Genomic DNA, 23,044 nt, shown 5'->3' on the forward strand with positions numbered 1-23,044 from the left:
TTATACACGTGACCATCGGAATGGGTTCCCTCCTCTGGGCATTTGTGACCCCAAATGTGACCCCAAATGTGACCCCAAATGTGACCCCAGATTATGCCGTAGCGGGAAAAAAGACGCATTCACACGAAAATACTGGAAGGGGAAAATAAAAATGGCATCTCCAATGGGAGTCGAACCCATGTTGCCGGGATGAGAACCCGGTGTCCTAGGCCACTAGACGATGGAGACGCATCTCTCGTGATGTCCTTTAATATAGCCGGATTCCGGCGAATGTCAACCCCGGTTGTGGAAAAATTTCGTTTTTTGCGCGGAGTTGCCCCGTTCCCGGTCGGAATCGGTTGCATTCACACGCTCCCGGCTGTACATTAATGAGAATCGAACATCGTAAAAATTAACCCGGGAATCCATTATGTCCGAACAAACCGTCAGAACCAGATTCGCTCCGAGTCCGACCGGATTCATGCACGTCGGTAACCTCCGAACCGCCCTCTACGCCTTCCTGCTTGCACGCTCGCAGAAGGGAAAGTTCATCCTCCGCATTGAGGATACCGATCAGGCCCGTTACGTTGACGGCGCCGTCGACGTCATCTACAAAACCCTCGCCGCCGCCGGGATCTCCCACGACGAAGGCCCCGATGTCGGCGGCGATTACGGTCCCTACGTCCAGAGCGAACGCAAACATCTTTACCTCCCGTATGCCGAGGAGCTCGTGAAGAAAGGCGCCGCCTACTACTGCTTCTGCGACAAACACGAGCCCGCCGAGCCCGCCGATGCGGAGGGCGTGGTCTCCTCCGGTTATGACGGCCACTGCCGCAACCTCGACCCCGAAGTCGTCAAGGCGAACCTCGCCGCCGGAAAACCCTACGTCATCCGTCAGAAGATCGACAAGGAGGGCGTCTCCACCTATCATGACGCGGTCTTCGGCGAGATCACCATCGAAAACAAGGTGCTCGACGATCAGATCCTCATCAAACGCGACGGAATGCCCACCTACAACTTCGCGAACGTCATCGACGACCATACCATGGGCATCACCCATGTCGTGCGCGGCTGCGAATACCTTTCCAGTACGCCGAAGTACAATCTGCTCTACCGCGCTTTCGGCTGGGAGATCCCCGAATATGTCCATCTGCCGCTCATCATGGGGCGCGATGCCGACGGCAATGTCTCGAAACTCTCGAAGCGGCACGGTTCCGTGAGCTTCGAGGGGCTCGTCGCGGACGGATACCTCCCCGCCGCCATCGTGAACTACATCGCGCTGCTCGGCTGGTCGCCGAAGAACGACCGCGAGATCTTCCCGCTTTCCGAGCTTGAGGAGATCTTCAACGTGCGCGGTCTCAACAAATCTTCGGCCGTTTTCGACTACGACAAGCTGACCTGGATGAATGGAGAATATCTGAAAGCGCTCTCCCCCGCGGAGTTCGCGCGCGTCTCCCAGCCGTTCTCCGGCGTCGCGGGAACGGAACTGGAACCGAAGTGGCCGCTCATCGCGCCGCTGCTTCAGCAGCGCGTCGGCCGCCTCACCGAGATTCCGGAGAAGATCGGCTTCCTGCGCGAGCAGCCGGAATACACCTCCGAACTCTTCTGCAACAAGAAGAGCAAGTCGAATCCCGAGACCGCAAAGGCCGCATTCGCCGCGCTGATTCCGGAATTCGAGGCGCTCGCTGATGCCGACTGGGACGTCGAGGCGCTCAACGCGATCATGACCCGTTATGCGGAAACACTCGGGGTGAAAATCGGCCAGCCGATGTGGGCGATCCGGATCGGCGTCTCCGGCCTCGCCGTCACTCCCGGCGGTCCCGCCGAGATCATGGCGATTCTCGGGAAAGAGGAGTCGCTGCGCCGCCTGCGCGAGGCTGCCGCGAAATAATCCGCGTCTCACGGAAAGAACATCACTGCCGCGCCGCTCCGGGAGTCCGGAAGCGGCGCGTTTTGCATCGGTCAGGCGGCAGTCAGATGTTCGAGCAGGATCTTGAGGCCGATGAGCACGATCGCCGTGCCGCCGACCATGAGCATGACGCGCTCACCCGCGAGTTTGCCGAGTTTCCGCCCGAGCAGCACGCCGACGATCGAAGCCGCCGCAGTCACGACCCCCATCGCCGCCGCCGGCAGCAGAATCGGGCTGCGCGCGAATGCGAGCCCCGCTCCCACAGCGAGAGCGTCGAGGCTCGTCGCCACCGCCGGCATGAAAAGCGCTTTCGGTGCGAAGAAGTCCGCGTCTCCCCCGTTGCCGTTTTCTCCGGACTCCGCCTCCGCTTCTCCGGATTCTCCCCTGGCTCCCTCGTAAATCATCTTGCCGCCGACGATCCCGAGCAGAACGAACGCGAGCCAGTGGTCGAGCACCTCAACCAGACCGGCCAGCTGCGTAGCGGCGAAATAACCGATGAGCGGCATCATGACCTGAAATCCACCGAAAAACAGCGCCGCATGCAAGGCGTTGCGCCATTTGCGGCCCGTGCGGTCGCCGAGCGCACCGCCGACCGAGACCGCGAACGCATCGATCGATACGCTCACCGCCAGAACCAGAATTGCAAAGAGTGACATCGATTTCTCCGGAAAACGGCAAAAAAAGGAGCGGCTTTTTCAAACCGCTCCCGGAAGGTTATTTCATCAGCAGACTCATGACCGCCTTCTGGACGTGCAGCCGGTTCTCGGCTTCATCGAAGACGATCGACCGCTTCGGGTCGTCCATGACCCCGGCGGCGACCTCCTCCCCGCGGTGAGCGGGCAGGCAGTGCAGAAACTTCGCGTCGGGTTTCGCGACCGTGAAGAGCTTCTCGTTGACCTGGTACGGAATGAAGAGCTTCATGCGCCGTTCACGCTCCTCCTCGAAGCCCATGCTGACCCAGACGTCGGTGTAGAAGTAGTCCACATCGCGCGCGGCCTTCATCGGATCCGGCTCCCAGGAGATGTTCGAGTATCCCTGGTAAAGCGACACTTCCGGCTGCTCTTCGGCCGGGGCGCACAGCACGAGTTCCATGCCGGTCAGCCGCGCCGCGAGGATCAGGGAGTTCGCGATGTTGCTGCGGGCGTCGCCGTAGAACGCCATCTTGATCGAGCCGTCGATGCGGCCGGAGTACTCCTTGATCGTGAGCAGGTCCGCGAGGATCTGGCAGGGATGGTACTCGTCGGTCAGCGCGTTGATGACCGGAATCGTCGCTTCCCGTGCAAGCTCCTCGACTCCCGCGTGGGAGAACGTGCGGATCACGATCCCGTGCAGATAGCGGCTGAGTACTTTCGCGGTATCAGCGACCGTCTCGCCGCGACCGATCTGCATTTTGCTCTGGTCGAGATAGAGCGGCCGTCCGCCGAGCTCGCCGACTCCGACCTCAAACGAAACGCGCGTACGCGTCGAAGACTTCGCGAAAATGAGCCCGATGCTCTTGCCCGCGAGCGGCGTGAACGCGACTTTGCCGCGCTCGGCCTTCAGCTTCGAGGCCAGTTCGAAAATATTCGACAAATCATCCCGGGTGATGTCCCGGAGGGTCAGCAAATCTTTCTTCATTTTCTCATCCCTTCTGTATGAGCGTGTTGAGCTCTTCGAGCGCGGCGCTGATCCGGGCGATCCCCTCATCGGCTTCGGCGCGGGTGAGGTTCAGCCGCGGCAGCAGCCGCAGGACCGTCTCCCCGGCGGTCAGTACCACGAGATTCTGTTTGAGGCAGAGTCCGGCGAGAGTCGCGGCTTCCCGGTCAAGCACGACGCCGATCATGAGCCCCATGCCGCGGACTCCCTTTACAAACGAATATTTTTTACCGATTTCGGCGAGCCGCGTGCGGAGGTATTCCCCCTGGATCCGGCAGTTCTCAAGCACGTTCTCACGGTCGAACGCCTCCTGTACCGCGAGCGCGGCGGCGGAGACGAGCGCTGTTCCGCCGAATGTGCTTGCGTGAGTTCCGGGCGTCAGCGTTTCGGCGTATTTGCGTTGCACAATGAAGCCGCCCATCGGCAGTCCGTTCGCAATCGCCTTGGCCATTGAAAACGCATCGGGTTCCACGCCGAAGCTCTGCCACGCGAATCGCGTTCCGAGCCGGCCCATGCCGCACTGGACTTCGTCGAAGAGCAGCAGGATCCCTTTTTCGTCGCAGAGCGCACGGACCTGCTTGAGGTATTCCGGGTCGGCGGGCAGAATGCCGCCTTCGCCCTGCACGGGTTCGAGCACGACCGCACAGGTCTTCTCCGTGATCGCGTTCCGCAGCGCGTCGATGTCGTTGAACGGAACCTGTTTGAAGCCCGGCATATCCGGCTCAAAACCTTTCCGGTATTTCGCGCGTCCGGTCGCGGCGAGCGTCGCGAGCGTCCGCCCGTGGAAGGAGTTGTCCATCGAGATGATCTCGTTGCGTCCGGTGGCGTTGCCGATTTTGCGCGCGAACTTGAACATCCCCTCATTCGCCTCCGCTCCGGAGTTTGCGAAGAAGACCACCCCGTCGAAGCAGTTCGTGATGAGTTTTTCGGCGAGGCGGGGCATGACTTCGTTCATATAGAGGTTCGAGACATGCACGAGCGTGGCCGCCTGTTTCTGAATCGCGGCGGTGACGCCCGGATGGCAATGTCCGAGGTTGCATACGGAAATTCCCGTGGCGAAGTCGAGATATTCGCGCCCGTCCGCATCCCAGAGTCGCGCGCCTTCGCCTCGCACGAAGAGAATCTTCGGGGCGTAGGTGGGCATCACATACTTCCGGTACCGTTCGACGGTCGCCTCATACAGGTTTTCCATGATTGTTCGACTCCTATGTTTGAAAACCCCATCGCTATCGATGTGGAAATTGTTACTATATCACGCTTTTGAAAAAATGCAAATCGCGCGCGAAGAAATTTTGGGAGGAGAAAAGTTTTCCCTCCCCTTGCGTTTGTTCGAACAGCGGTTATATTACCTTGAACCCCCCGGAGTTTCCGGTAATTTAGACAGGGAAAGGATGTTCCGCCATGCATGGAGAAGAGAGTTCCGCCGCAATGTCGCCGAAAATGATGCTCAGTCGTTTCGCCATTCTGCTTCTGGTCAGCATCGGGGTGGGGGTCGCCGGCGGGACCACCGTGCTCGAGGCGCATCAGGCGACGGCGGTGGGGGTGTTTCTCGCGATCATCATGGGGACGCTCTTCTTCTGGAGTTTCCGGCTGGCGATCGCGTTTCTCGGGCTGGCGGTGCTCATCTGCACGAATTCTCTCTCCGTGGCGCAGTTCGTGCAGTCCTCGGCGCTGGAGGTGATCCTGTTTCTGGTCGGCATGATGATCGTGGTCGGAGCGCTGCGGGACCTCGGATTCTTCACCTGGGTCGTGCAGTTGATCGTCTCGATGCCGAACATCTCAGGGAAAAAGTTCATCGCGGTGACGGCGGTCGCGTCGGCTCTGCTCGCGTGCGCGGTGGACGAGGTGACTTCGATCATCTTCATTTCGACCCTGATCTTTCAGGTGTGCGACCGACTGAAACTCAATCCGACCCCTTACATCCTGATCGCGGTTCTCGCGACGAACGTCGGTTCAGCCGGGACGATGATGGGCAACCCGGTCGGCATCTACATCGGGACGAAAGGGGGATTGACGTTCGGTGATTTCATGCTCTGGTCGTTCCCGCTTATGCTGCTTGCGCTCGCAGTGACGATCGCGTTTCTGCTCTACTGCTACCGGAAAGATCTGCGGCAGTTCGACATCAATCTGCAGGAGCGGTTGAGCCGGAATCTGTCGCTTGCGCCGGTGGTGGAGGTGCCGTACAAGCGCGGGCTGGCGCTGCTGATCTTCACGATTTTCGCGATCGCGTCGCACCATCAGCTTGAGACGCTGCTCGGACTCGGTCGGAACAGCGTGCTGCTGATCGCTCCGCTGGTCTGCGCGGGGCTGGTCATGATTCTGCGTCCGGAGCGGGCGCGCCATTACGTCGAGCGCGAGGTGGACTGGTGGACGCTGCTCTTCTTCATGCTGCTCTTCGCGATCGCCGGAACGCTTGAGCATACGCACGTCGACCGGGTGATGGCGGACTACTTTACGCAGGTCTGCGGCGGAAGCCCGGCGATTCTGATTCCGTTCATCCTCGTCACGAGCGCGATCGGTTCGGCGTTTGTGGACAATGTGATTTTCGTGGCGGCGTTCTGCCCGGTGATCGAGCAGCTCTCGGTCTCGGTGAAGGCGTTTCCGCTCTGGTGGGCGCTGCTGTTCGGAGCGTGCATCGGCGGGAACATCACGATGATCGGCAGCACCGCGAACATCGTTGCACTCGGCATGCTCGAAAAGAAAGCCCCGCATCAGATGGGATTTTTCGCCTGGCTGAAAGTCGGGGCGGTATCGGCGCTGCTCGCTTGCGGCGTGGTTTGGATCGGTTTGACGCTGACTTCGCCGCTCATGCCGGACCGGCCGTCGAAGGTCGGCTTCGATCAGCTGGAAAAGCGGTTCGAGAACAAGCTCGTGGAAATCGATGCGATCTGCGCGGCCATCAACCAGGTTGACGGCCGGGAGGAGATCCGGCTCACTCCGCCGGACGGGGAGAGTGAACCGGTGATCGTCGCGATTCCCGAGGTGCCTGTGGCGAAAATGGAACTTGCCCCGGGCAAGCGCGCGATTTTCCGCGGACTCCTCACGGGTGACGGCACGCAGGGCGAAGCGCCGACGCTGCGGCTTCAGGCCGCCACCCCGGTCGGGAAGTCGAAATAGGAACGACGTCACGGTTCCGGGATCGAGTCGGCGGGTTTTGTGCCCGGACCCTCTTCCGTCAGATAGAGGAGGGAAGGCGTGAGCTTTTCGGGCAAACCTTCTGGCGGGATTTTTTCTCCGGTGAGCGTCTCCGCTTCGCCGGCGGTCTCCCGGAGGCATTCGCTTCCCGTGCCGAACGCGGTCCAGAGAGCCGTCACGGCCCGTCCGTCCGGTCGAATCCAACGAGCCTGACGGAGTCGCCCGTCGCCGGTGATGACCGGCTTGGTTGAGCCCGGCGGCAGATTCCGGATCAAGCTCCGGTAGGCCAGTCTGGCGGGTTTGTCGATGAAGTCCCGGTGGAGAATTCCGAAATGCGCTTCGCGTCCGTTGTTCCACTCTCCGGCCCGGAAGCGGTAATAGAACACCTTTTCCACATCCTCGGAAAACGCCAGCAGCAGCTGACGCGGCAGCCGTTGTGTTTGCTCCAGCTCGGAGAAGCTGTCGGTTCCGGCGGAGTCGACCACGGCGATGATGTTCCCTTTCAGGTCGCTGTCCAGTCGGAAGAGTGCGGCTACCGGCATGCGATAGCTGCCGTTGACTCCCAATGCGATCGGGATCATCCGATCGTTTCCTTTCAGATTCTCCATGTTCAGAAACCGCATTCCGGGACGGTGGGTCAGGGTGAGCGAGGGGAATGCCTCCCCCGCTTCCGTCGCGGTGGTGGTGCGGGGAACTTCCGGTTTCACCCAGAACGCCTCCCAGCCCAGATGGAGTTTCGGCAGCAGAGCGTCGTCGATCTGGACTGTGCGGAACAGACCCTCTTCCTCCGATTCGCTGAAATCAAAGTAGAACGGGAGTCCGCCCGGCAGAATGAGCGTCCCGCCGCGCCGGACGTATTCGACCACCGCGTCGATTTGTGAGGCGGGAAAGCCCTCCCGTCCCGGCAGCGCCAGAATCGGGCACTTTGAAACGTCCAGAACCGCCAGATCCTGAAATGAAAGTTCTTTCCGATGTTTCCAGCCGGGGAGATAATCGTCAATGCTGCCGGTGCAGTAGAGTGTCGGAGTATCTGAAAGAACGCCGATGCAGTCCCGCTCCGGAGAAAATCCCAGCAGCTTCAGTGCGGCGGGAACCGTTTCCCGGGCGAGGAGAAACCGTTCCGGCGCGCTGGAGTCACCGATTTCCGTGATCCAGATCGGTTTGTCGATGCCGTATTTTCTCATCAGATTCCGCAGATCCCGGATGCGTAACGGCAGTTGCGACTCCGGTACGTTCCGCCACTGGTAGGGATGAAAATTCATCACATCGAAACAGTCGACCGCTCCGGCCCGGAATGCCTGCTCCACAAATTCCATCGGATTTCCGAAATCGGACATTCCGCTGAACAGAACCCGCGCATCCGGGTCGATGCGCCGGATCGTCCGGAACGTTTCGCGCAGCAGTTGCGCGTAGTTGGCCGGATTCGGCTTTTCGCCCCACGGCCGGTCGCAGTCGGCTTCGTTGATCACCTCGTAGGAGTCGATTCTCCCTTTGTAGCGGCTGACGCACTGTTCCACATAGTTGAGCCAGCGTTCCATATTGCGGAAGGGAGGTTTCCCGTGGGCCGGCAACTCCCCTCCGAGAATGGCCAGAACGGAGACCCCCTGTTTTTCCGCTTCCCCGACCAGGGCGTCCCAGCGCGAGAAATCCCACGTGCCCGGCTGCGGCTCCACCTGTGCCCAGTCCAGATCGGTTCGGACGAAGCCGATGCCGGTCGCCGCGATTCCCGCGAGTTCCCGGCGCATCTCCTCCTGCGGCATCCGGTTCAAATGGGCGCAGACTCCATAGGGGGATTCCGCCGCGGTCAGCGAGAGCGCGAGCGCGGCGAGTATCCCGGCGGCAAACGAACGTTTCATCTCGCGGAAAACTCCAACGTTGCTCCCGGCGCGGCATGGAAATACACGGGCGCGGTACGGGCCTCAAAGAATTTGTTTGAAAGTTTCGTCTCTTCGCCGCAGAGATCTTCGATCCGCACGGCCTCCCCGGAAAATTTCATCCTGCGATCACCCGAGAGCGACCAGACGGCATAGATCCTTTGACCTCCGGGCTGCTGCCAGACCGCCGTCCGGACCCCGGTGGCAGGTTCGGAAATCGTGACCTGACCCGATCCATCCGGATACAGCCGCGTCAGGGTCTGAAAGGCCCCAGCTGCAGGTTTCGGAGAGAAATCCCGGTGCAGAATGCCGAAATTCGCTTCGCGTCCCCGGTTCCATTCTCCTGCCCGGAAACGATAGTAGCAGATCCCCTCGACCCCTGCCGAGAGCAGCAGCAGATATTGGCGAACCAGAAGCGAAGCCTGCTGAATCTCACTGGAGCATTCGTTCATGACACCCGGAATCAGCACCAGATTCCCCTTGAGATCACTGTCGAAACGGTAGAGCGCGGCGACCGAAGCCTTGTACTCTCCTTTGACTCCGTAAAAAATCGGAATCATCCGGTCATTTCCTTTCAGGTTCGCCGCGGTCAGGAATCGCCCTGCGGAGAATTTCCGGGGCGAAAGCTCCGGGAACTCTTCACCCGGAACGACCTCCTGCGTCTCCGCGGGAACTCCGTTCCGCGTCCAGGAGGCCTCCCAGCCGAAATGCAGTTCTCCTGGGCACTGACGGGTGAGCCAGGCGTTCGTGAACATGCCGTCCGACTGCTTTTCCACATTGAAATAGAATGGAATGCCGCCCGGAATTACAACCGTACCACCCCGCTTGACATAATCGCGGACGAAACCGAACTGCCGCACAGGAAACCCCTCCACACCGGGCAGAATCACCACCGGACAAGCCTCCGGTTTGAGCGCGGGAAGTTCAATGAATTTCAGCGTGCGCAGTTTTTTCGCCTCCGGCAGAATCTCGCCGACCTGCATGTGGATGCCGTCGGCATACCAGAAATTTTCGTCGTCGCGTATGATTCCGATCGTCTGCGACGCCGGATCGATCTCCAGCTTTTTCAACGCGGCGCCGACGACCTCCCTTACGAAAGCGACGGGCTGTTCCCCGGAGGAGTTGCCGATCTCCGTGATCCAGACCGGTTTATCCAGGTTGTGCTTTTTCATCAGTTCGCGCAGTTCGGTGATCTTGTGGAGCAGTTGTGCTTCCGGTACGTATTTCCACTGGTAGGGGTGGAAATTGACTCCGTCGCAGGCGGAACCGGCGCCCGCGGCAAACGCCCGGTCGAGAAATCCATAGGGGTTCTGCACGAACGAAACCCCGGAGAAGAGCACTTTCGCCTCGGGATCGGCGGACCGAATCGTCTGCCGGCACTGCTTGAGCAGTTCCGCGTAATGCTCCGGATTCGGTTTTTCCCCCCACGGGCGGTCGCAATCCGCTTCGTTGATCACTTCATAGGCGAATATCTTCCCCCGGTAACGGGTGGCGCACTTCTCCACATAGTTCAGAAAATCCGGAAGATTCCGGTAAGGCGCCCGCACCGGTTTGTGAAGTTCGCCGCCGAGAATCGCCAGAACGGCGACCCCCTGTTTTCCCGCCTCTTCCACCAGCGCGTCCCATCGTGAAAAATCCCATTCGCCCGGTCGCGGTTCCACCTGTGACCAATCGAGGTCCACCCGGACCATCTGAACACCCCGGTCTGCCATCGCCGCAAGTTCGCGACGCATCTCCTCCGGAGACATCCGGTTCAAATGGGCGCACATCCCGAATGGCGAACCGGCCGTGACGCCGATTCCAATCGAACAAATCGCTCCCAGAAGCCATCGATACCATTTCATTTTCATTTTCCCCGAGTTATTCGTTTTTATTGATAGTAATGCGTGACGCCCATCGCCGAGGCCTCCAGCTCCGAGGCTCCGGAACTGGCTGCGTGCCCATCCATATACGCGGCGTTGGCGCGTTTGTTATGAATCAGATGGATACGGGACTGTTCCACATCTCCGCGCGGAGAATAGATGAAAAACGGCGCCTGATTGCTCAGATTGAACGTGTCAACCAGCATGATGAATTCCGTCGGGCGGCGGTTCCGAACCGTGCTGTAAAAGTAGTTGGTCCGGTAAAGCGTCGGATCTTCTCCGTCTGGGGTGAGCAGGAAATCTCCGAAATCTTTTTTGATGCGGATCGCGTAATCCCAGTTGTCGGTGCTGGCGTTCCCCAGGTAGGCTCCGTAGGTATGCGTCTCCCATATTGCGCTCTCCTGAGTCGCGGAACGGGCGGCGTCGGGGCTGGGATTCGAGGGGCAGCTCAACAACTTCCAATCGGAGAGATAACGGTTGTTGTAGAGCGCCCGGCCGAATATCTTGTTATCCGATCGGCCAACCATCAGGCCCCGGGAGTCGTCGCTGTAGAAAATCTGCGCTTTCATGATCTGTCCAAGGCCGTTGAGGCAGCTCGTGCTCCGCGCTCTTTCCCGCGCCTGATTCAGCGCCGGAAGCAGCATTCCCGCCAGAATCGCGATGATCGCAATCACGACCAGCAGCTCGATGAGCGTAAAATCAGCCCTGGTCATCGCCGGACCGCGGAGCGCGGAGCGTACGGTGGAGGTACTTTGCCGCACCTCCCGCATCCGGCCTGCGTCTGGCCGAACTGTCGACACCGGGAGCATCGCAATCTTCTCCGCGGGATTTCCCTCTCGGAATCTTTCATCTGCCGGCCGGGTCGGAGCATTGCCGCTCAGCCGAACCCTTAGTGAGGAAACGGAGCAACACGCGGAACCGGTTGGTCGAAAAGCAGAATGGACCGTTCGATTCATTTTTTTTCTCCTTGCAGTTGAGTTTGATTGAACAGGATTGACGCATAACCGTAGAGCAACGGCAGAATTCCCGCTCCGGTGCAGCGGGATATGTCGATGGTCTCGAGAAGTCGGTTCACCCTGTCAATCAGCGAAGTCGGACATGGATGTTCGTTGCAGAGCGCAATGGTGGCCAGATAGTTGCCGATTCCTCGCAACATCGCGTTCGGATGCGCATATCTTTCCCGGAAAACCGGATTCAGATAGCTCAATCCGCCGAACAGAGCGGAGCTGCCGTCCGGAGCGATTGTCTCCGGAGTCGCTTTCATGGGCAGGTATCTCCAGTTGTCGTACAACGCTCCCCAGTCGCCGTCGAAAGCTTCCGCCTCTTCCAGCAGCGGCATCAGGCGGGTTTGGGCGATCGACGCCGCCATGCGCATGGCCTGGCGGATTCCCTCTTCCAGTTCCGGTGCGATGCCGCTTTCCCGGAAGAAGTTTAACGAGAGCTGCATTTGAATGACCGGCATATCCCACCAGTCCGCTTGCGGATCCATCGTCAGGGTCTGTTTCAGGCCGGTTGCCGCATAATGGCGCATCCATTCGCAGTAACAGGGCTCTCCCGTGACGACAGCGGCAATTCCGTAGATCATCGGCAGCCTCATCGCTTCATGAGGTGCACAATGCCACATTGTTGAAACGATTGCCGGTTTCTCGTCAAGACGCAACAGATTGTAGGCGTTGGCGGGGGTGACGGTTTTTCTGCAGTATTCCGCGACTGAGCGGAGAAATGCTTTCCCGTCGCGTTTCAGACCGGCATCCGGAGATGGATATCCCGTCAGAAACCGCCACATGCCGTAGGTCGCCAGAGTGAACTGGTCGCGTGAGGAGTTTCCGTAGCAGCTGCGTCCGTCGTGCGGACTCAGACCGCGGGCCACAAAACCGGTTTTCCCGTGAACGTTGCCGCATCGAATCAGGCCTGCCGCCGCAAGCCGGGCAAAGTCGGTGTCCGTCTCTCCGCGGAGACGCAGCAGGTCGAGCAGAAACCCGCCGTTCAGCGCGCAGTCCTCCATCCCGGTGCTCCAGCCGCACGGATTCGGGAACGAAAGCGAAATTTCCTCCACGGAGGGGAGATGGGAAAAACGTTCCTCCGGGTCGTCTGCCGTTATGTAGTCATAGACCAGGCCGGTTCCTGGATGAAAAAACACCCGGGTGATCCGGTCCCATGCTTTTTTCTGCCAGGTGATTTTCGCCATGTTCCTGCCTCTCTTCCAAAACTGTAACTTGATTTTTATTTTCTCTTATAGTATAGTGAAATGAACATTTAAAAACAATATTGAAAAATGTTTTTATATTTGAAAAAAAAGAAAAAACATTTGAAAAACAACCATTATGAAACAACTCAATGATCTTTCTCCCTTCCGGTGGAATCCGCTGCCGCCGCCGAATCATTATCACGAGATGGAGTTCTATCACCACCGTTCCCGGCGTTTCTATCGGATGCGAAACTTGTCCCCGGGAGTGCGGGAGGATCAGTTGCGGATCGAGTGCATCTGCGAGGTCGCGTTGCTGCGGCAGGCGCATTATTTGCGTCGCAATGCTCCGTTTCTGTCGATCGAATATGTAAAAAGTGGTTCTCTGCTGGTGCGCCAGCGGGAGTGTGCCTGTGAGTTGGAACCCGGGGAGGTTTTTCTGATGCAGCCGCAGCTGGAAAGTGAATTCCTTTCCGGAGAAGGTGGTTGCCGAAAAATTTCATTGATGGTTTCCGGAATGCTGCTGATCCCTTTTCTGCAGGGAAGCGGTCTGGGGGAAAAGGATATCGTGACCGGCCTGGACAGTCGGTGCATGGAACGAGTTCTGCAGGAGATCGGGGAATTGGCCGACGAAACTCCCGATGTCGGTTCCATTCGCAATACACTGCTTTGTTTTGAGATTCTGCAGCTGCTTCGCGGGAGGCCGGACATCGTTAGTTTACCGCCAGCGCTGGCGGAGCTGCGCATATCGCTTGAACAGCACCCGGAATATGCATGGACGCAGTTGGAAATGGCGCAGTACTGCAATTGTTCTCCCACCCATCTGGTTCGGCTTTTTCACTGCTATTTTCACACGACGCCCCGGCAATATCTGCTGGATCTGCGAATCCACCGGGCCCGACGGCTGCTGGCGGATGAAACATATTCCATCAAGGAAATCGCTGCTGCGGTTGGTTTCGGGAATGCATTGAATTTCTCGACCTGTTTCCGGCATCGTCAGGGAATGTCGCCGCGCGAGTATCGAAAACAACTGACATACTTCTCGTGAAGCAGGTGTTGCGGAAAGACAAAAAAAGAAGGCAGGTTGTATCCACTCGTCAATTACAGTGTACAATAAGCTCAAAAGAGAGCCCGATGCAAATCTTATTCCGAGTATGACCTGCCTTCTGGTATTCACTATATACCTTCTTGCTCAAAAGTCAAGCTTCGTGAGCGGAAAAACTCGGCAATTGAAGCAAAGTTCCGCTTTTTTTGGAAAAAAATCCAAAAAGCATTTGAAAAATGAAAAAGACGCGGTATCTTAAGGAGCTGTTGCCGTCGGTTTTCCGGTGGGTTGATAGCTCAGTCGGTAGAGCATCGCCCTTTTAAGGCGGTGGTCCCGGGTTCGAGTCCCGGTCAACCCACCATTTTTATTGAATAAAAATTGGTTTTAACGATAGAAGCCGACCGGCCGTTTGCGGTTCGGGTCGGGGAAATGAGGAACAAAATGAGCAAAGTCTGCGAAATGTGCGGGAAAGTCAAGGCCAACGGCGGCTGCATCACCCGCAAAGGTCTGGCCAAGAAAGCCGGCGGCATCGGTATGCACGTGGTCAAGAATGTGAAGCGCACTTTTGAAGTGAATCTTCAGAACGTCAAGATCAACGCCGGCGGGACGGTCAAGACCGTCAAGATGTGCACGCGCTGCATCCGCACCGGCAATTACGAAAAAGCGTAAGATCCGTTTTTCGGATTTTTGTCGATATATGAGAGCGGGCGAGTGCGGTTACTCGTCCGCTCATTCTTTTGTAATCCTAAATCTATGCGGTGGAATAAGATGTTCGGACTGGGTGACTTGCAGATCGTTGCCGCGTTGGCGGGCTGTCTCGGGATCACGCTCTTCGGGGTCGTCTACGGAAGCGTGAACTGGAATCGGGGGGCTGATCCGCGCCGGGAAGAGGCGATAATGCGGGCACGCCGCCGTTCCCGGGCGCGCCGCCGCAGAATCGCGGAGGAGCGGCAATGACTCTCTTCGCCTCCGCCGCGGAGAACGGGATGAACGTCTGGATTCTCGGGGCGCTGATCGTGGTTTACATGCTGCTGGTCGGCTATCTCGGCTATCGCGGATTCCGGAAAACCACATCGAACAAGGATTATCTGCTCGCAGGCCGTTCGGTCAATCCGTTCGTCATGGCCATGAGCTACGGCGCGGCGTTCATCAGCACTTCGGCTCTGGTCGGTTTCGGAGGGGTCGCCGGACAGTTCGGAATGGGACTCATGTGGCTGGTCTTCATGAATATCGCGATCGGGATCGTCGTGGCGTTCATCTTCTTCGGGCCGCGGACGCGCCGCATCGGGCTGGCGCTGGATGCGCATACGTTTCCGGAGTTCATGGGGAGGCGGTTCGATTCGAAGTACCTCAAGGTGTTTCTTGCGGCGATCATCTTTCTGTTCATGCCGCTTTATTCGAGTGTGGTGTTGATCGGCGGGGCGCGGTTTCTGCAGGAGGTCATGATGATCGACTACGGCTGGGCGCTTGGAATTTTCGCCGTGATTGTGGCGCTCTACGTCGTCTTCGGCGGACTCAAGGGGGTTATGTACGTCGATGCGATGATGGGAACGGTCATGATCGCGGGGATGCTTTCGCTGCTCGTGATGTGTTACTGGAAGCTCGGCGGAGTGGTCAGCGCGCATCAGGCGCTGACGGATATGGCGCCGCTGGTGGCGGAGCGGCTTCCGGCCGAGGCGGCACTTGGCCATCAGGGGTGGACCTCGATGCCGAAGTTCAACTCGATCTGGTGGTGGACGCTCGTATCGAGTCTCATGCTCGGGGTCGGCATCGGCGCGCTCGCGCAGCCGCAGCTGGCGGTCCGTTTCATGACGGTCAAGAGCACACGGGAGCTGAATCGCGCGGTGGTGATCGGTTCGGTCTTCATTCTCTGCACGGCGGGGGCTGCCTACATGGTCGGGGCGTTGTCGAATGTCTTTTTCTACCATGCCGACAAGGGGATCGCCGAAGGGATTTCCGGGAAACTCGCGATCGAAGCGGCGGGCGGGAATCCGGACCTCATCATTCCGCTCTTCATCCGGCAGGCGCTGCCGCCGGTGGTGCTCTATGTGTTCTCTCTGACGCTGCTTTCGGCGGCGATGTCGACGTTGAGTTCGCTCTTTCACGTGACCGGATCGGCGATCGGGCACGATCTGTTCCGCAACCTCTCGAGCGTGAAGCGCGACAGTGTTCTCGTCACGCGGCTGGGGGTGATATTCGGGATCGTGGTCAGCGTGATCCTGGGGATTGTGCTTCCGCCCGGCATCATTGCGCGCGGGACGGCGATTTTCTTCGGTGTCTGCGCGGCGGCGTTCCTGCCGGCCTACTGTGCGGCGCTCTACTGGCGCGGGGCGACGCGCTTCGGCGTGTGGCTCTCGATTTCGGTCGGGGTGGGGGCGAGTTTGTTCGGGCTGCTGTTCCTGCACCGCAAGGAGTCGGCGGCACTCGGCATCTGCCAGATGCTGTTCGGGCGCGGCGAGTTGATTTCGGCGTTTCCGTGGCCTTATGTGGATTCGCTGGTTTACTCTCTGCCGCTTTCGGTGCTGGCGCTGGTGATCGGCAGCAGGGTTTCCTCGAAGCTCTCCGAGGCGCATCTGAAAAATTGTTTCGAATCTTTTAAAATAGACGGGTGACCCCAAAATGGCTTTCAAAAACATCTCGAATCAGGTTCATTTTCCGGAGCTGGAGTGCGAAATACTCGAATTCTGGCGGAGTTCCGACATCTTCAAGAAATCGCTCGATCAGCGTCGTGGCGGACGGGAGTTCGTGTTTTACGACGGGCCGCCGTTCGCGACCGGGCTGCCTCACTACGGCCACCTGCTGGCCGGGACGATCAAGGATGTCGTGCCGCGTTATCAGACCATGCGCGGCAATTACGTCGAGCGGCGGTTCGGCTGGGACTGCCACGGACTCCCGGTTGAGAATGAGATGGAGAAACAGCTTAATTTGAGCAGCAAGCGCGACATCGAGGCCTACGGCATCGACAAGTTCAACGAGGCGTGCCGCTCGATCGTGCTTCGCTACACCGCCGAGTGGGAAAAGGTCGTGAACCGCATGGGGCGCTGGGTCGATTTCCGGAACGGTTACCGGACGATGGACCGCAGTTTCATGGAGTCGATCTGGTGGGTGTTCAAGACGCTGTGGGATCAGGGGCTGGTCTACGAAGGGTACAAGATCCTGCCGTACTGCCCGCGCTGCGCGACGCCGCTGTCGAATTTCGAGGCGAATCAGGGGTACAAGGATGTGGTCGATCCGGCGATCACGCTGCGTTTCCGGGTGAAGGGCGGGGAGAACGCCTACTTCCTCGCGTGGACGACGACGCCGTGGACTCTTCCGTCGAACCTTGCTCTGACGGTCGGTCCGGAGATCGACTACGTGAAAGTGAAAGACGGAGAAGACTTTTATTATCTGGCCGAAAGCCGCCTCGGAGCGTATTATCGCGAGACGCCGGAGATCGTCTGGCGCGGCAAGGGGTCCGAACTGGTCGGGATGCGGTATGAGCCGTTGTTCAGCTACTTCGCCGATCTTGCCGACGAGGGGGCGTTCCAGGTGCTGGGCGGCTCGTTCGTGAGCACGGAGGACGGCACCGGGATCGTGCACACCGCGCCGGGCTTCGGCGAGGACGACAACGCGGTCTGCAAGGCCGCCGGACTTCCGGAGGTGTGTCCGATCGACGAGGAGTGCCGTTTCACCGCGGAGGTCCCCGATTACGCGGGGCGTCCGGTGAAGTCGGTGGACAAGGAGATCATTCAGCGGCTCAAAGAGGAAGGCAAGCTCATTCATCGCGGGCAGATCAAGCACAGTTATCCGCACTGCTGGCGGGACGACGGGCCGCTGATCTACCGCGCGATTTCGACCTGGTTTGTGAAGGTGGAAGCGATCAAGGATAAGATGATTGCGAACAACCGCACGATCAACTGGGTGCCGTCGCACCTGCGCGACGGCCGGTTCGGGAAGTGGCTCGAAAATGCGCGCGACTGGGCGATCAGCCGCAACCGTTACTGGGGCACTCCGCTGCCGATCTGGCGCAACGCCGAAGGCGAGGTGATTGTGGTCGGGAGCGCCGCGGAACTGGAAAAACTCTCGGGCCGGAAGGTCGAAGACCTGCACAAGCATTTCATCGACAAGATCGAAATTCCGTCTCCGACCGGAAAATCGCCGCTGAAGCGGGTCACGGAAGTGTTCGACTGCTGGTTCGAATCCGGTTCGATGCCGTATGCGCAGCAGCACTATCCATTTGAGAACAAACAGCATTTCGAGGAGAATTTTCCGGCGGACTTCATTGCCGAGGGGCTCGATCAGACGCGTGGATGGTTCTACACGCTGGTGGTTCTCGCATCGGCGCTCTTCAACAAGCCGCCGTTCCGGAATGTGGTGGTGAACGGTCTTGTGCTCGCGGAGAACGGGCAGAAGATGTCCAAGCGGCTGCGGAATTATCCCGACCCGATGGATGTGATCGACCGCTGCGGTGCGGATGCGCTGCGGCTGTTTCTGCTCGGGTCGCAGGTGGTTCGCGCGGAGGATCTGAAGTTTTCGGAGGCGGGGGTGCGCGAGGTGCTGCGCGGAATCATGATTCCGATGTGGAACGCGCTGTCGTTCTTCGTCACCTACGCGAATGTGGACGGCTATGAGCCGGCGCCCGGGGAGGTGAAAGCTCCCGCGAAACCCGCGAATGTGCTCGATCGCTGGATTCTCTCTTCCGCGTCGCAGATGGTCGAGGAGATCCGCGCCGAGATGGATGCGTACAATCTGCAGAAGGCGGCGAACCGGTTCAGCCGGTTCATCGACGACCTCACGAACTGGTACATCCGGCGGAGCCGCCGCCGTTTCTGGAAGTCGAGCGACGACGCGGACAAGAAGGAGGCGTATGCGACGCTGCATTATGTCCTGCTGACCTTTGCGAAAACGGCCGCGCCGTTCATTCCGTTCACGACCGAGGCGATCTACCGGGTATTGCGGACGGCGGAGATGCCGGAGTCGGTGCATCTTTGCGACTATCCGGAACCGGACGCCGCGAGCCGCGACGAGTATCTTGAGCGGCAGATGGAGCTGACGATGTCGGCGGTTTCGTCGGGACGCTTTCTGCGGACGGCGAACAACCTGAAGGTGCGCCAGCCGCTCGCGAAGGCGGTGCTGGCCGCTCCGGACGCCGCGTCGCGCAAAATGCTTGAGGAGACCGCGTGGATCGTCGCCGAGGAGCTGAACGTGAAACAGGTCGAGTTCTGCGACGATGAGGAGGCGCTTGTGAAGCGCTCCGCGAAGGCGAACTTCAAAGTGCTCGGCAGCCGTCTCGGAAAGAATATGAAGGAGGCCGCCGCGAAGATCCAGGCGCTCTCCGGGCGCGAAATCGGCGAAATTCTCGCCGGGAAGCCGTACCGCCTTGCGCTGGCCGATGGGACGACCGCGGAGATTTCCGCCGGCGACCTTGTGGTTCAGCGTGAGGAGAAGCCGGGGCTGGTTGCCGCGAGCGGGGACGGCATCACGATTGCGCTTGCTACCGAACTGACGCCGGAATTGGAAGCGGAGGGATTTGCGCGCGAGTTTGTGAGCAAGATCCAGAATCTGCGCAAGGAGAACGGCTTTGACGTGGTCGACCGGATCCGGATCGAATACCGTGTTCCGGAAAAGTGGAATGCGGCCATCGAGTCGAATCTGGCGTACATCTGCGAAGAGACGCTTGCAAAGGAGCTTGTGCCGGGAGAGGCGGCCGATGGCGTTGACGTCGATGTGAACGGCGAAGCGTGCCGTGTCCGGGTGGAGAAGGCGTAAGATGATGACCGGCCGTACACGGTTCGGAATTGCGCTCGCGCTGCTGCTGCTCGCGGGGATGCTGCTTCTGGTGCTTCAGCTGCTGCACCGGGTTTCGGAGCGGAACACGCGGTTCGATCGGATTTTCCCGGTTATGGGAACGGTGGCGGAACTCACGTTCTTCACTTCGCCCGGGAATGCGCAGAGTGCGGCCGACGCCGTGGTCGACGTGTTCGACGAAGTGACGAACCTCTGCAACGTCCACGATCCGGAGAGCGAACTTTCGCGGTTGAATGCGACGGCGGCGGAGAAACCGTTTGTCTGTTCCCCCGAACTCTGGTTTCTGCTGCTGGAGTCGCGGAAGGCGTATGCATTTTCGGACGGGGCGTTCGACATTACCTCGAAGCCGCTGATGGATCTCTGGGGATTCTATCAGAAGCGGGGCGGCTCGCTTCCGACGGAGCTTGAGATTGCCGAGGCTCAGTCGCGGGTCGGTTTGAACAAGGTGATTTTCAACGACGATGACCGGAGCGTTAAATTCACGGTTCCAGGGATGAGTTTCGACCTTGGAGGCATTGCGAAGGGGTACGCGGTCGATCGGGCGTTCGAGGCGGTTTCGAAGTTCGGGATTCGGCGCGGCGTCATCAATCTCGGCGGCAATCTGCGGCTGTTTCCGGAGCCGCCGCCCGGGAGAAATGCCTACCGGGTCGGTGTGAGAAATCCGGAAAACAAGAGTGAACTCCTGGAGGAGACGCTGGAATTGTGCAATGTATCGCTCTCGACCAGCGGGGATTACGAGCGTTTTGTTACGATCGGCGGCGTGCAGTACGGGCATATCATGAACCCGGTGACGGGCCGTCCGACTCAGGGAACGCATTCGGTGACGGTGATTGCGCCGTCGGCGCTGTTGGCGGACTGGCTTTCCACGGCGATTTTTCTTCAGGGGGAAGCTCTGGCGCACCGGGCGGAGAGCTCGTTCGGCGGCGTGGCGGTGCTTATCGCCCGGCCGACCGACAAAAAACCGTGACGGAAGTTCGCCGGAGAAGGCGGAGGGGGAAACAGGCCATGCATCCGGTTCTGATGTTCATCGCTTCCGGCTGGGGATTCTGGTGTGGTCTGGCCGTGCTGGCAGTCGCGATCCCAGCCGGGCTGCGGGGACGGAGCGGGGCGACGCTCTCCCTGACCGTGACGGCGACGGTGCTCGGGATTCTGCTGGTCGCGCTCTCCTCGACTCCGGTTTCCGGCTGGATCATCTGGCCGCTGTTTGCTGCGGCGTTGGCGATGGTGGTGACTTTACGGTTCGAGACGCCGTGGCGGTACGGCGCTGCGGCTCTGACGGCGGCTCTGGCCGTTTCGGCGGCCGTGCTCGAACTGCCGTACTGGCTGGAGCCCGAACCGCTGGTGTGCCGCGGGAAACTCTGGATCCTTGCCGATTCGATCAGTTCCGGCATCGGATTTGAGGAAGAGACGGTCTGGAGCGAATTGCTGGAACGGGAACATCCGGGGCGGATCGCGAACCGGGCGGTGCCGGGGAGCAAGGTGGGCTCCTCGCTGCGGATTCTCGAGGAGCGCTTCGACTTTTCCCCCGGCGATGTGCTGCTTATTGAACTGGGCGGCAACGATCTGCTCGGAGGGGTTTCCGGCGATGAATTCGCCCGGAAACTGGATGAACTGCTTTCTGCGGTCGCGGCTCGGGAGGTTCCCGCCGTGATGTTTGAGTTGCCGCTGCCGCCGTTTCGCGGGGCTTACCTGCGTGCGCAGCGGTTTCTTGCGGAAAAATACGGAGTGCGGCTGATTCCGCGCCGCCGGTTTGCCGCGGTTCTTCGCGGGAGCGAGTCGGTGGTGGATGGAGTGCATCTTTCGAATTACGGACACGAAAAAATGGCGGAAGTCGTGCGCGGGGGCGTCCGGTTTGACGAACCGCACCGGGCGGCGCCGGAACAGAAAGGGGATTGATATGCGGAATTTCAAGTGGGGATTTTCGACGCTCAGCTGCCCCGCGAACACGCTTGCGGAGGCGGTCGCGCTGGCGGACGAGTTCGATTTCCGCTATCTGGAACTCCGGGCCGTGGAGGACTCGATTCAGCTGCCGCGGGTGTTCGCCGCGCCGGAGAAACGCGTCTTGCTCGTGAAGCTCGGGCAGGAGGGGCGGATCCGGGTGTTCGGCAGTTCATTCGGATTGGCCGCGTCCGAAAACGACCGGGAGGAGCTTGAGGCGCTCGGGCGTCTGGCGGACGAGGCGGGCGTGCCGTATCTGCGGGTGTTCGGCGGCTTCGATTTCCGGGAGGAGTTTTGCGAGGAGAAGGCGGAGACCGCACGGCGGAATCTCGACTGGTTCCGGTCGCTCGGTCTCCGGTCGCAGCTTGCCCTGGAGACGCATGACGGCTTCAGCTCGGCCGCTCGCTGCCGGAAACTTTTTGAACAGCTCGGCGAGGCGTTGCCGGTGGTCTGGGATGCGCACCACACCTGCCGTTTTGCGGGCGAGACTTTCGCGGACAGCTGGGCGATGCTGGCCGGGCACGTCGTCGACGTTCACGTGAAGGACAGCCGCCTGGAGTCAGACGGCAAACTGGTCGCAACGGTTCCGGGGGAGGGGGATCTTCCAGCAGGAGAGCTGCTTGACCTTCTGGAGAAGGCCGACTACACGGGGCCGGTTACGCTCGAATACGAAAAGCTCTGGCATCCGTATCTGCCGGAGTTGCGTGTGGCGCTCGAAGCGGTCAACCGCGTCTGGCGGTGAATGTTCCCCTTTTTCCGTAATTGATGTCGCATAGACGGAACGCGGGTTCCGGGAGGGATTCCCCGTTCAGGAACGCTTCGATGAGTGTGCACGGATCGGGGTCGCGCCCCGCCTCGAGCCAGTGAATTTTGTGTCCCTCGCGTTCGAGTTTGCGGAAGAAGATGTCCTGCCGTTTCGCGAACTGGCGGATGCGGGCGAGCAGAGTGTTGCGCATTTCCGAGAGCGTGCACTCTTTCTTGAGATAGCGCGCGACTTCGCGGTATTCGAGTCCGAAGAATTCGAGCTGCTCCCAGGAGACCTCATTGATTTCGTGCAGGCGTTTCACCTCGTCGACGAGCCCGTCCGTGATGCGGCTGTCGAGCCGGGATTCGATGCGGGCGTGGACTTCGTTGCGCGGATAATAGACGCCGAGCAGCAGCGCGTCGAGTTCGAACGGCGGTTCGAACGAGGGTTCTTCCTCCGGGTTCTGACGGACGCGCGCAACTCCCTTTTCACGCGGCGGAAGGGCTCCGCCGGGGAGGTGATAGCCGTCGATGAGCGCCGCGAGGTAGAGCGCGGTTCCGCCGCAGAGAATCGGCAGTTTGCCGCGTGCGGCGATCTCCCATACGGCACGGTAGGCGTCGCGCAGGAAGCGCGCGAGGTTGTAGACTTCGCGCTGCGGGTCGGCGATGTCGATGAGATGGTACGGAACTTCGCCGTATTCGTCGAGATCCTTGCCGGTGCCGATGTCCATGCCGCGGTAGACCTGGCGCGAGTCGACGCTGACGATTTCCGCCGGGAAGATGCGCGCGAGCTTCACGGCCAGAGCGGTTTTTCCGGTCGCGGTCGGGCCGGTGATGACGACGGTTTTGATTTTTTCAGCCATAAATCCCTGCAAAAAATTGTACAAACGCGGTTTTGCGTATTATATTATGCCCGTGAAGCGAAAAAATCAATCTTGAAAGCGGATGATT

General features: G+C 59.7%; 18 protein-coding genes and 2 tRNA genes. 11 read left to right on the forward strand and 9 right to left on the reverse strand.

The features are described from left to right. Positions 1 to 152 precede the first annotated feature (152 nt). Positions 153 to 228, reverse strand: a tRNA-Glu gene (locus Q0K10_RS08545). Between the two features lie 181 nt (positions 229 to 409). On the opposite strand from Q0K10_RS08545, the gene gltX reads away from it, so the two are divergent. Continuing rightward, positions 410 to 1,870 carry a glutamate--tRNA ligase gene (gene gltX, locus Q0K10_RS08550; RefSeq protein ID WP_294505879.1) on the forward strand — a complete coding sequence of 487 codons (1,461 nt, stop codon included), beginning with the start codon at positions 410 to 412 and terminating at the stop codon, positions 1,868 to 1,870. A 71-nt stretch (positions 1,871 to 1,941) separates the two neighbouring features. On the opposite strand, the gene Q0K10_RS08555 is transcribed toward gltX, so the two are convergent. Genes Q0K10_RS08555 through Q0K10_RS08565 form a run of 3 tightly spaced genes read right to left on the reverse strand, consistent with a single transcriptional unit; the run spans position 1,942 to position 4,715 of the window. After that, positions 1,942 to 2,544 (reverse strand): manganese efflux pump MntP family protein, encoded by a 603-nt coding sequence (locus tag Q0K10_RS08555; protein ID WP_294505882.1) that lies wholly within the window; start codon positions 2,542 to 2,544, stop codon positions 1,942 to 1,944. Between the two features lie 58 nt (positions 2,545 to 2,602). Then, entirely contained in the window at positions 2,603 to 3,505 is a 903-nt protein-coding gene (gene argF / locus Q0K10_RS08560) for an ornithine carbamoyltransferase (protein WP_294505886.1), read from the reverse strand. Between the two features lie 4 nt (positions 3,506 to 3,509). Then, entirely contained in the window at positions 3,510 to 4,715 is a 1,206-nt protein-coding gene (locus Q0K10_RS08565; RefSeq protein ID WP_294505889.1) for an aspartate aminotransferase family protein, read from the reverse strand. A 209-nt stretch (positions 4,716 to 4,924) separates the two neighbouring features. Between Q0K10_RS08565 and Q0K10_RS08570 the strand changes: the two genes are divergently transcribed. Next, positions 4,925 to 6,640 carry an SLC13 family permease gene (locus Q0K10_RS08570; protein ID WP_294505892.1) on the forward strand — a complete coding sequence of 572 codons (1,716 nt, stop codon included), beginning with the start codon at positions 4,925 to 4,927 and terminating at the stop codon, positions 6,638 to 6,640. Positions 6,641 to 6,648: 8 nt separating this feature from the next. Here the strand turns inward: Q0K10_RS08570 and Q0K10_RS08575 are convergent, their stop codons facing one another. From Q0K10_RS08575 to Q0K10_RS08590, 4 genes are all read right to left on the reverse strand, one after another. Next, complete coding sequence (locus Q0K10_RS08575) at positions 6,649 to 8,514, reverse strand: beta-galactosidase (protein ID WP_294505895.1); 1,866 nt, start codon at positions 8,512 to 8,514, stop codon at positions 6,649 to 6,651. Next, positions 8,511 to 10,376: a cellulase family glycosylhydrolase gene (locus Q0K10_RS08580; protein ID WP_294505898.1), complete on the reverse strand. Its 1,866-nt coding sequence runs from the start codon at positions 10,374 to 10,376 to the stop codon at positions 8,511 to 8,513. Before Q0K10_RS08580 ends, Q0K10_RS08575 begins: the two co-directional genes overlap by 4 nt. Positions 10,377 to 10,402: 26 nt before the next feature. Then, the gene (locus Q0K10_RS08585; protein WP_294505900.1) at positions 10,403 to 11,155 is read right to left on the reverse strand and encodes a type II secretion system protein; all 753 of its coding nucleotides are present in this window, start codon (positions 11,153 to 11,155) and stop codon (positions 10,403 to 10,405) included. A gap of 191 nt (positions 11,156 to 11,346) precedes the next feature. Continuing rightward, the gene (locus Q0K10_RS08590) at positions 11,347 to 12,582 is read right to left on the reverse strand and encodes a hypothetical protein (RefSeq protein ID WP_294505902.1); all 1,236 of its coding nucleotides are present in this window, start codon (positions 12,580 to 12,582) and stop codon (positions 11,347 to 11,349) included. 136 nt (positions 12,583 to 12,718) lie between these two features. Here Q0K10_RS08590 and Q0K10_RS08595 point away from each other — a divergent pair, with 136 nt between their 5' ends. The 9 genes from Q0K10_RS08595 to Q0K10_RS08635 all read left to right on the forward strand — a co-directional run bounded on the left by Q0K10_RS08595 (position 12,719) and on the right by Q0K10_RS08635 (position 22,091). Continuing rightward, positions 12,719 to 13,627, forward strand: a complete 909-nt coding sequence (locus Q0K10_RS08595) for an AraC family transcriptional regulator (RefSeq protein WP_294505905.1) — start codon at positions 12,719 to 12,721, stop codon at positions 13,625 to 13,627. Positions 13,628 to 13,909: 282 nt separating this feature from the next. Continuing rightward, positions 13,910 to 13,985: transfer RNA gene (locus Q0K10_RS08600), tRNA-Lys, on the forward strand. An 80-nt stretch (positions 13,986 to 14,065) separates the two neighbouring features. Continuing rightward, complete coding sequence (locus Q0K10_RS08605) at positions 14,066 to 14,293, forward strand: L28 family ribosomal protein (RefSeq protein ID WP_294505908.1); 228 nt, start codon at positions 14,066 to 14,068, stop codon at positions 14,291 to 14,293. A gap of 99 nt (positions 14,294 to 14,392) precedes the next feature. Then, positions 14,393 to 14,581 (forward strand): symporter small accessory protein, encoded by a 189-nt coding sequence (locus Q0K10_RS08610; protein WP_294505911.1) that lies wholly within the window; start codon positions 14,393 to 14,395, stop codon positions 14,579 to 14,581. 29 nt (positions 14,582 to 14,610) lie between these two features. Further along, positions 14,611 to 16,236: a sodium:solute symporter family protein gene (locus tag Q0K10_RS08615; protein WP_366942983.1), complete on the forward strand. Its 1,626-nt coding sequence runs from the start codon at positions 14,611 to 14,613 to the stop codon at positions 16,234 to 16,236. Positions 16,237 to 16,243: 7 nt separating this feature from the next. Next, complete coding sequence (ileS, locus tag Q0K10_RS08620) at positions 16,244 to 19,372, forward strand: isoleucine--tRNA ligase (RefSeq protein WP_294505916.1); 3,129 nt, start codon at positions 16,244 to 16,246, stop codon at positions 19,370 to 19,372. Between the two features lies 1 nt (position 19,373). After that, positions 19,374 to 20,378 (forward strand): FAD:protein FMN transferase, encoded by a 1,005-nt coding sequence (locus Q0K10_RS08625; protein ID WP_294505919.1) that lies wholly within the window; start codon positions 19,374 to 19,376, stop codon positions 20,376 to 20,378. Between the two features lie 38 nt (positions 20,379 to 20,416). Then, on the forward strand, positions 20,417 to 21,307 hold the full coding sequence (locus tag Q0K10_RS08630) for a GDSL-type esterase/lipase family protein (protein ID WP_294505921.1): 891 nt from the start codon (positions 20,417 to 20,419) through the stop codon (positions 21,305 to 21,307). A gap of 1 nt (position 21,308) precedes the next feature. Further along, the gene (locus Q0K10_RS08635; protein ID WP_294505924.1) at positions 21,309 to 22,091 is read left to right on the forward strand and encodes a TIM barrel protein; all 783 of its coding nucleotides are present in this window, start codon (positions 21,309 to 21,311) and stop codon (positions 22,089 to 22,091) included. On the opposite strand, the gene Q0K10_RS08640 is transcribed toward Q0K10_RS08635, so the two are convergent. Continuing rightward, positions 22,072 to 22,956, reverse strand: coding sequence for a tRNA (adenosine(37)-N6)-dimethylallyltransferase MiaA (locus Q0K10_RS08640; protein ID WP_294505927.1), 885 nt, complete (start codon positions 22,954 to 22,956; stop codon positions 22,072 to 22,074). The two genes, Q0K10_RS08635 and Q0K10_RS08640, sit on opposite strands and share 20 nt — an antisense overlap. Positions 22,957 to 23,044: the final 88 nt, after the last annotated feature.

This window comes from uncultured Victivallis sp. (genome assembly GCF_944391105.1).
Lineage (GTDB): Bacteria > Verrucomicrobiota > Lentisphaeria > Victivallales > Victivallaceae > Victivallis.

Coding starts and splice junctions, on each gene's coding strand:
- gltX (WP_294505879.1), top strand. CDS start 410: ATGTCCGAACAAACCGTCAGAACCAGATTCGCTCCGAGTCCGACCGGA.
- Q0K10_RS08555 (WP_294505882.1), bottom strand. CDS start 2,544: ATGTCACTCTTTGCAATTCTGGTTCTGGCGGTGAGCGTATCGATCGAT.
- argF (WP_294505886.1), bottom strand. CDS start 3,505: ATGAAGAAAGATTTGCTGACCCTCCGGGACATCACCCGGGATGATTTG.
- Q0K10_RS08565 (WP_294505889.1), bottom strand. CDS start 4,715: ATGGAAAACCTGTATGAGGCGACCGTCGAACGGTACCGGAAGTATGTG.
- Q0K10_RS08570 (WP_294505892.1), top strand. CDS start 4,925: ATGCATGGAGAAGAGAGTTCCGCCGCAATGTCGCCGAAAATGATGCTC.
- Q0K10_RS08575 (WP_294505895.1), bottom strand. CDS start 8,514: ATGAAACGTTCGTTTGCCGCCGGGATACTCGCCGCGCTCGCGCTCTCG.
- Q0K10_RS08580 (WP_294505898.1), bottom strand. CDS start 10,376: ATGAAATGGTATCGATGGCTTCTGGGAGCGATTTGTTCGATTGGAATC.
- Q0K10_RS08590 (WP_294505902.1), bottom strand. CDS start 12,582: ATGGCGAAAATCACCTGGCAGAAAAAAGCATGGGACCGGATCACCCGG.
- Q0K10_RS08595 (WP_294505905.1), top strand. CDS start 12,719: ATGAAACAACTCAATGATCTTTCTCCCTTCCGGTGGAATCCGCTGCCG.
- Q0K10_RS08605 (WP_294505908.1), top strand. CDS start 14,066: ATGAGCAAAGTCTGCGAAATGTGCGGGAAAGTCAAGGCCAACGGCGGC.
- Q0K10_RS08610 (WP_294505911.1), top strand. CDS start 14,393: ATGTTCGGACTGGGTGACTTGCAGATCGTTGCCGCGTTGGCGGGCTGT.
- Q0K10_RS08615 (WP_366942983.1), top strand. CDS start 14,611: ATGAACGTCTGGATTCTCGGGGCGCTGATCGTGGTTTACATGCTGCTG.
- ileS (WP_294505916.1), top strand. CDS start 16,244: ATGGCTTTCAAAAACATCTCGAATCAGGTTCATTTTCCGGAGCTGGAG.
- Q0K10_RS08625 (WP_294505919.1), top strand. CDS start 19,374: ATGATGACCGGCCGTACACGGTTCGGAATTGCGCTCGCGCTGCTGCTG.
- Q0K10_RS08630 (WP_294505921.1), top strand. CDS start 20,417: ATGCATCCGGTTCTGATGTTCATCGCTTCCGGCTGGGGATTCTGGTGT.
- Q0K10_RS08635 (WP_294505924.1), top strand. CDS start 21,309: ATGCGGAATTTCAAGTGGGGATTTTCGACGCTCAGCTGCCCCGCGAAC.
- Q0K10_RS08640 (WP_294505927.1), bottom strand. CDS start 22,956: ATGGCTGAAAAAATCAAAACCGTCGTCATCACCGGCCCGACCGCGACC.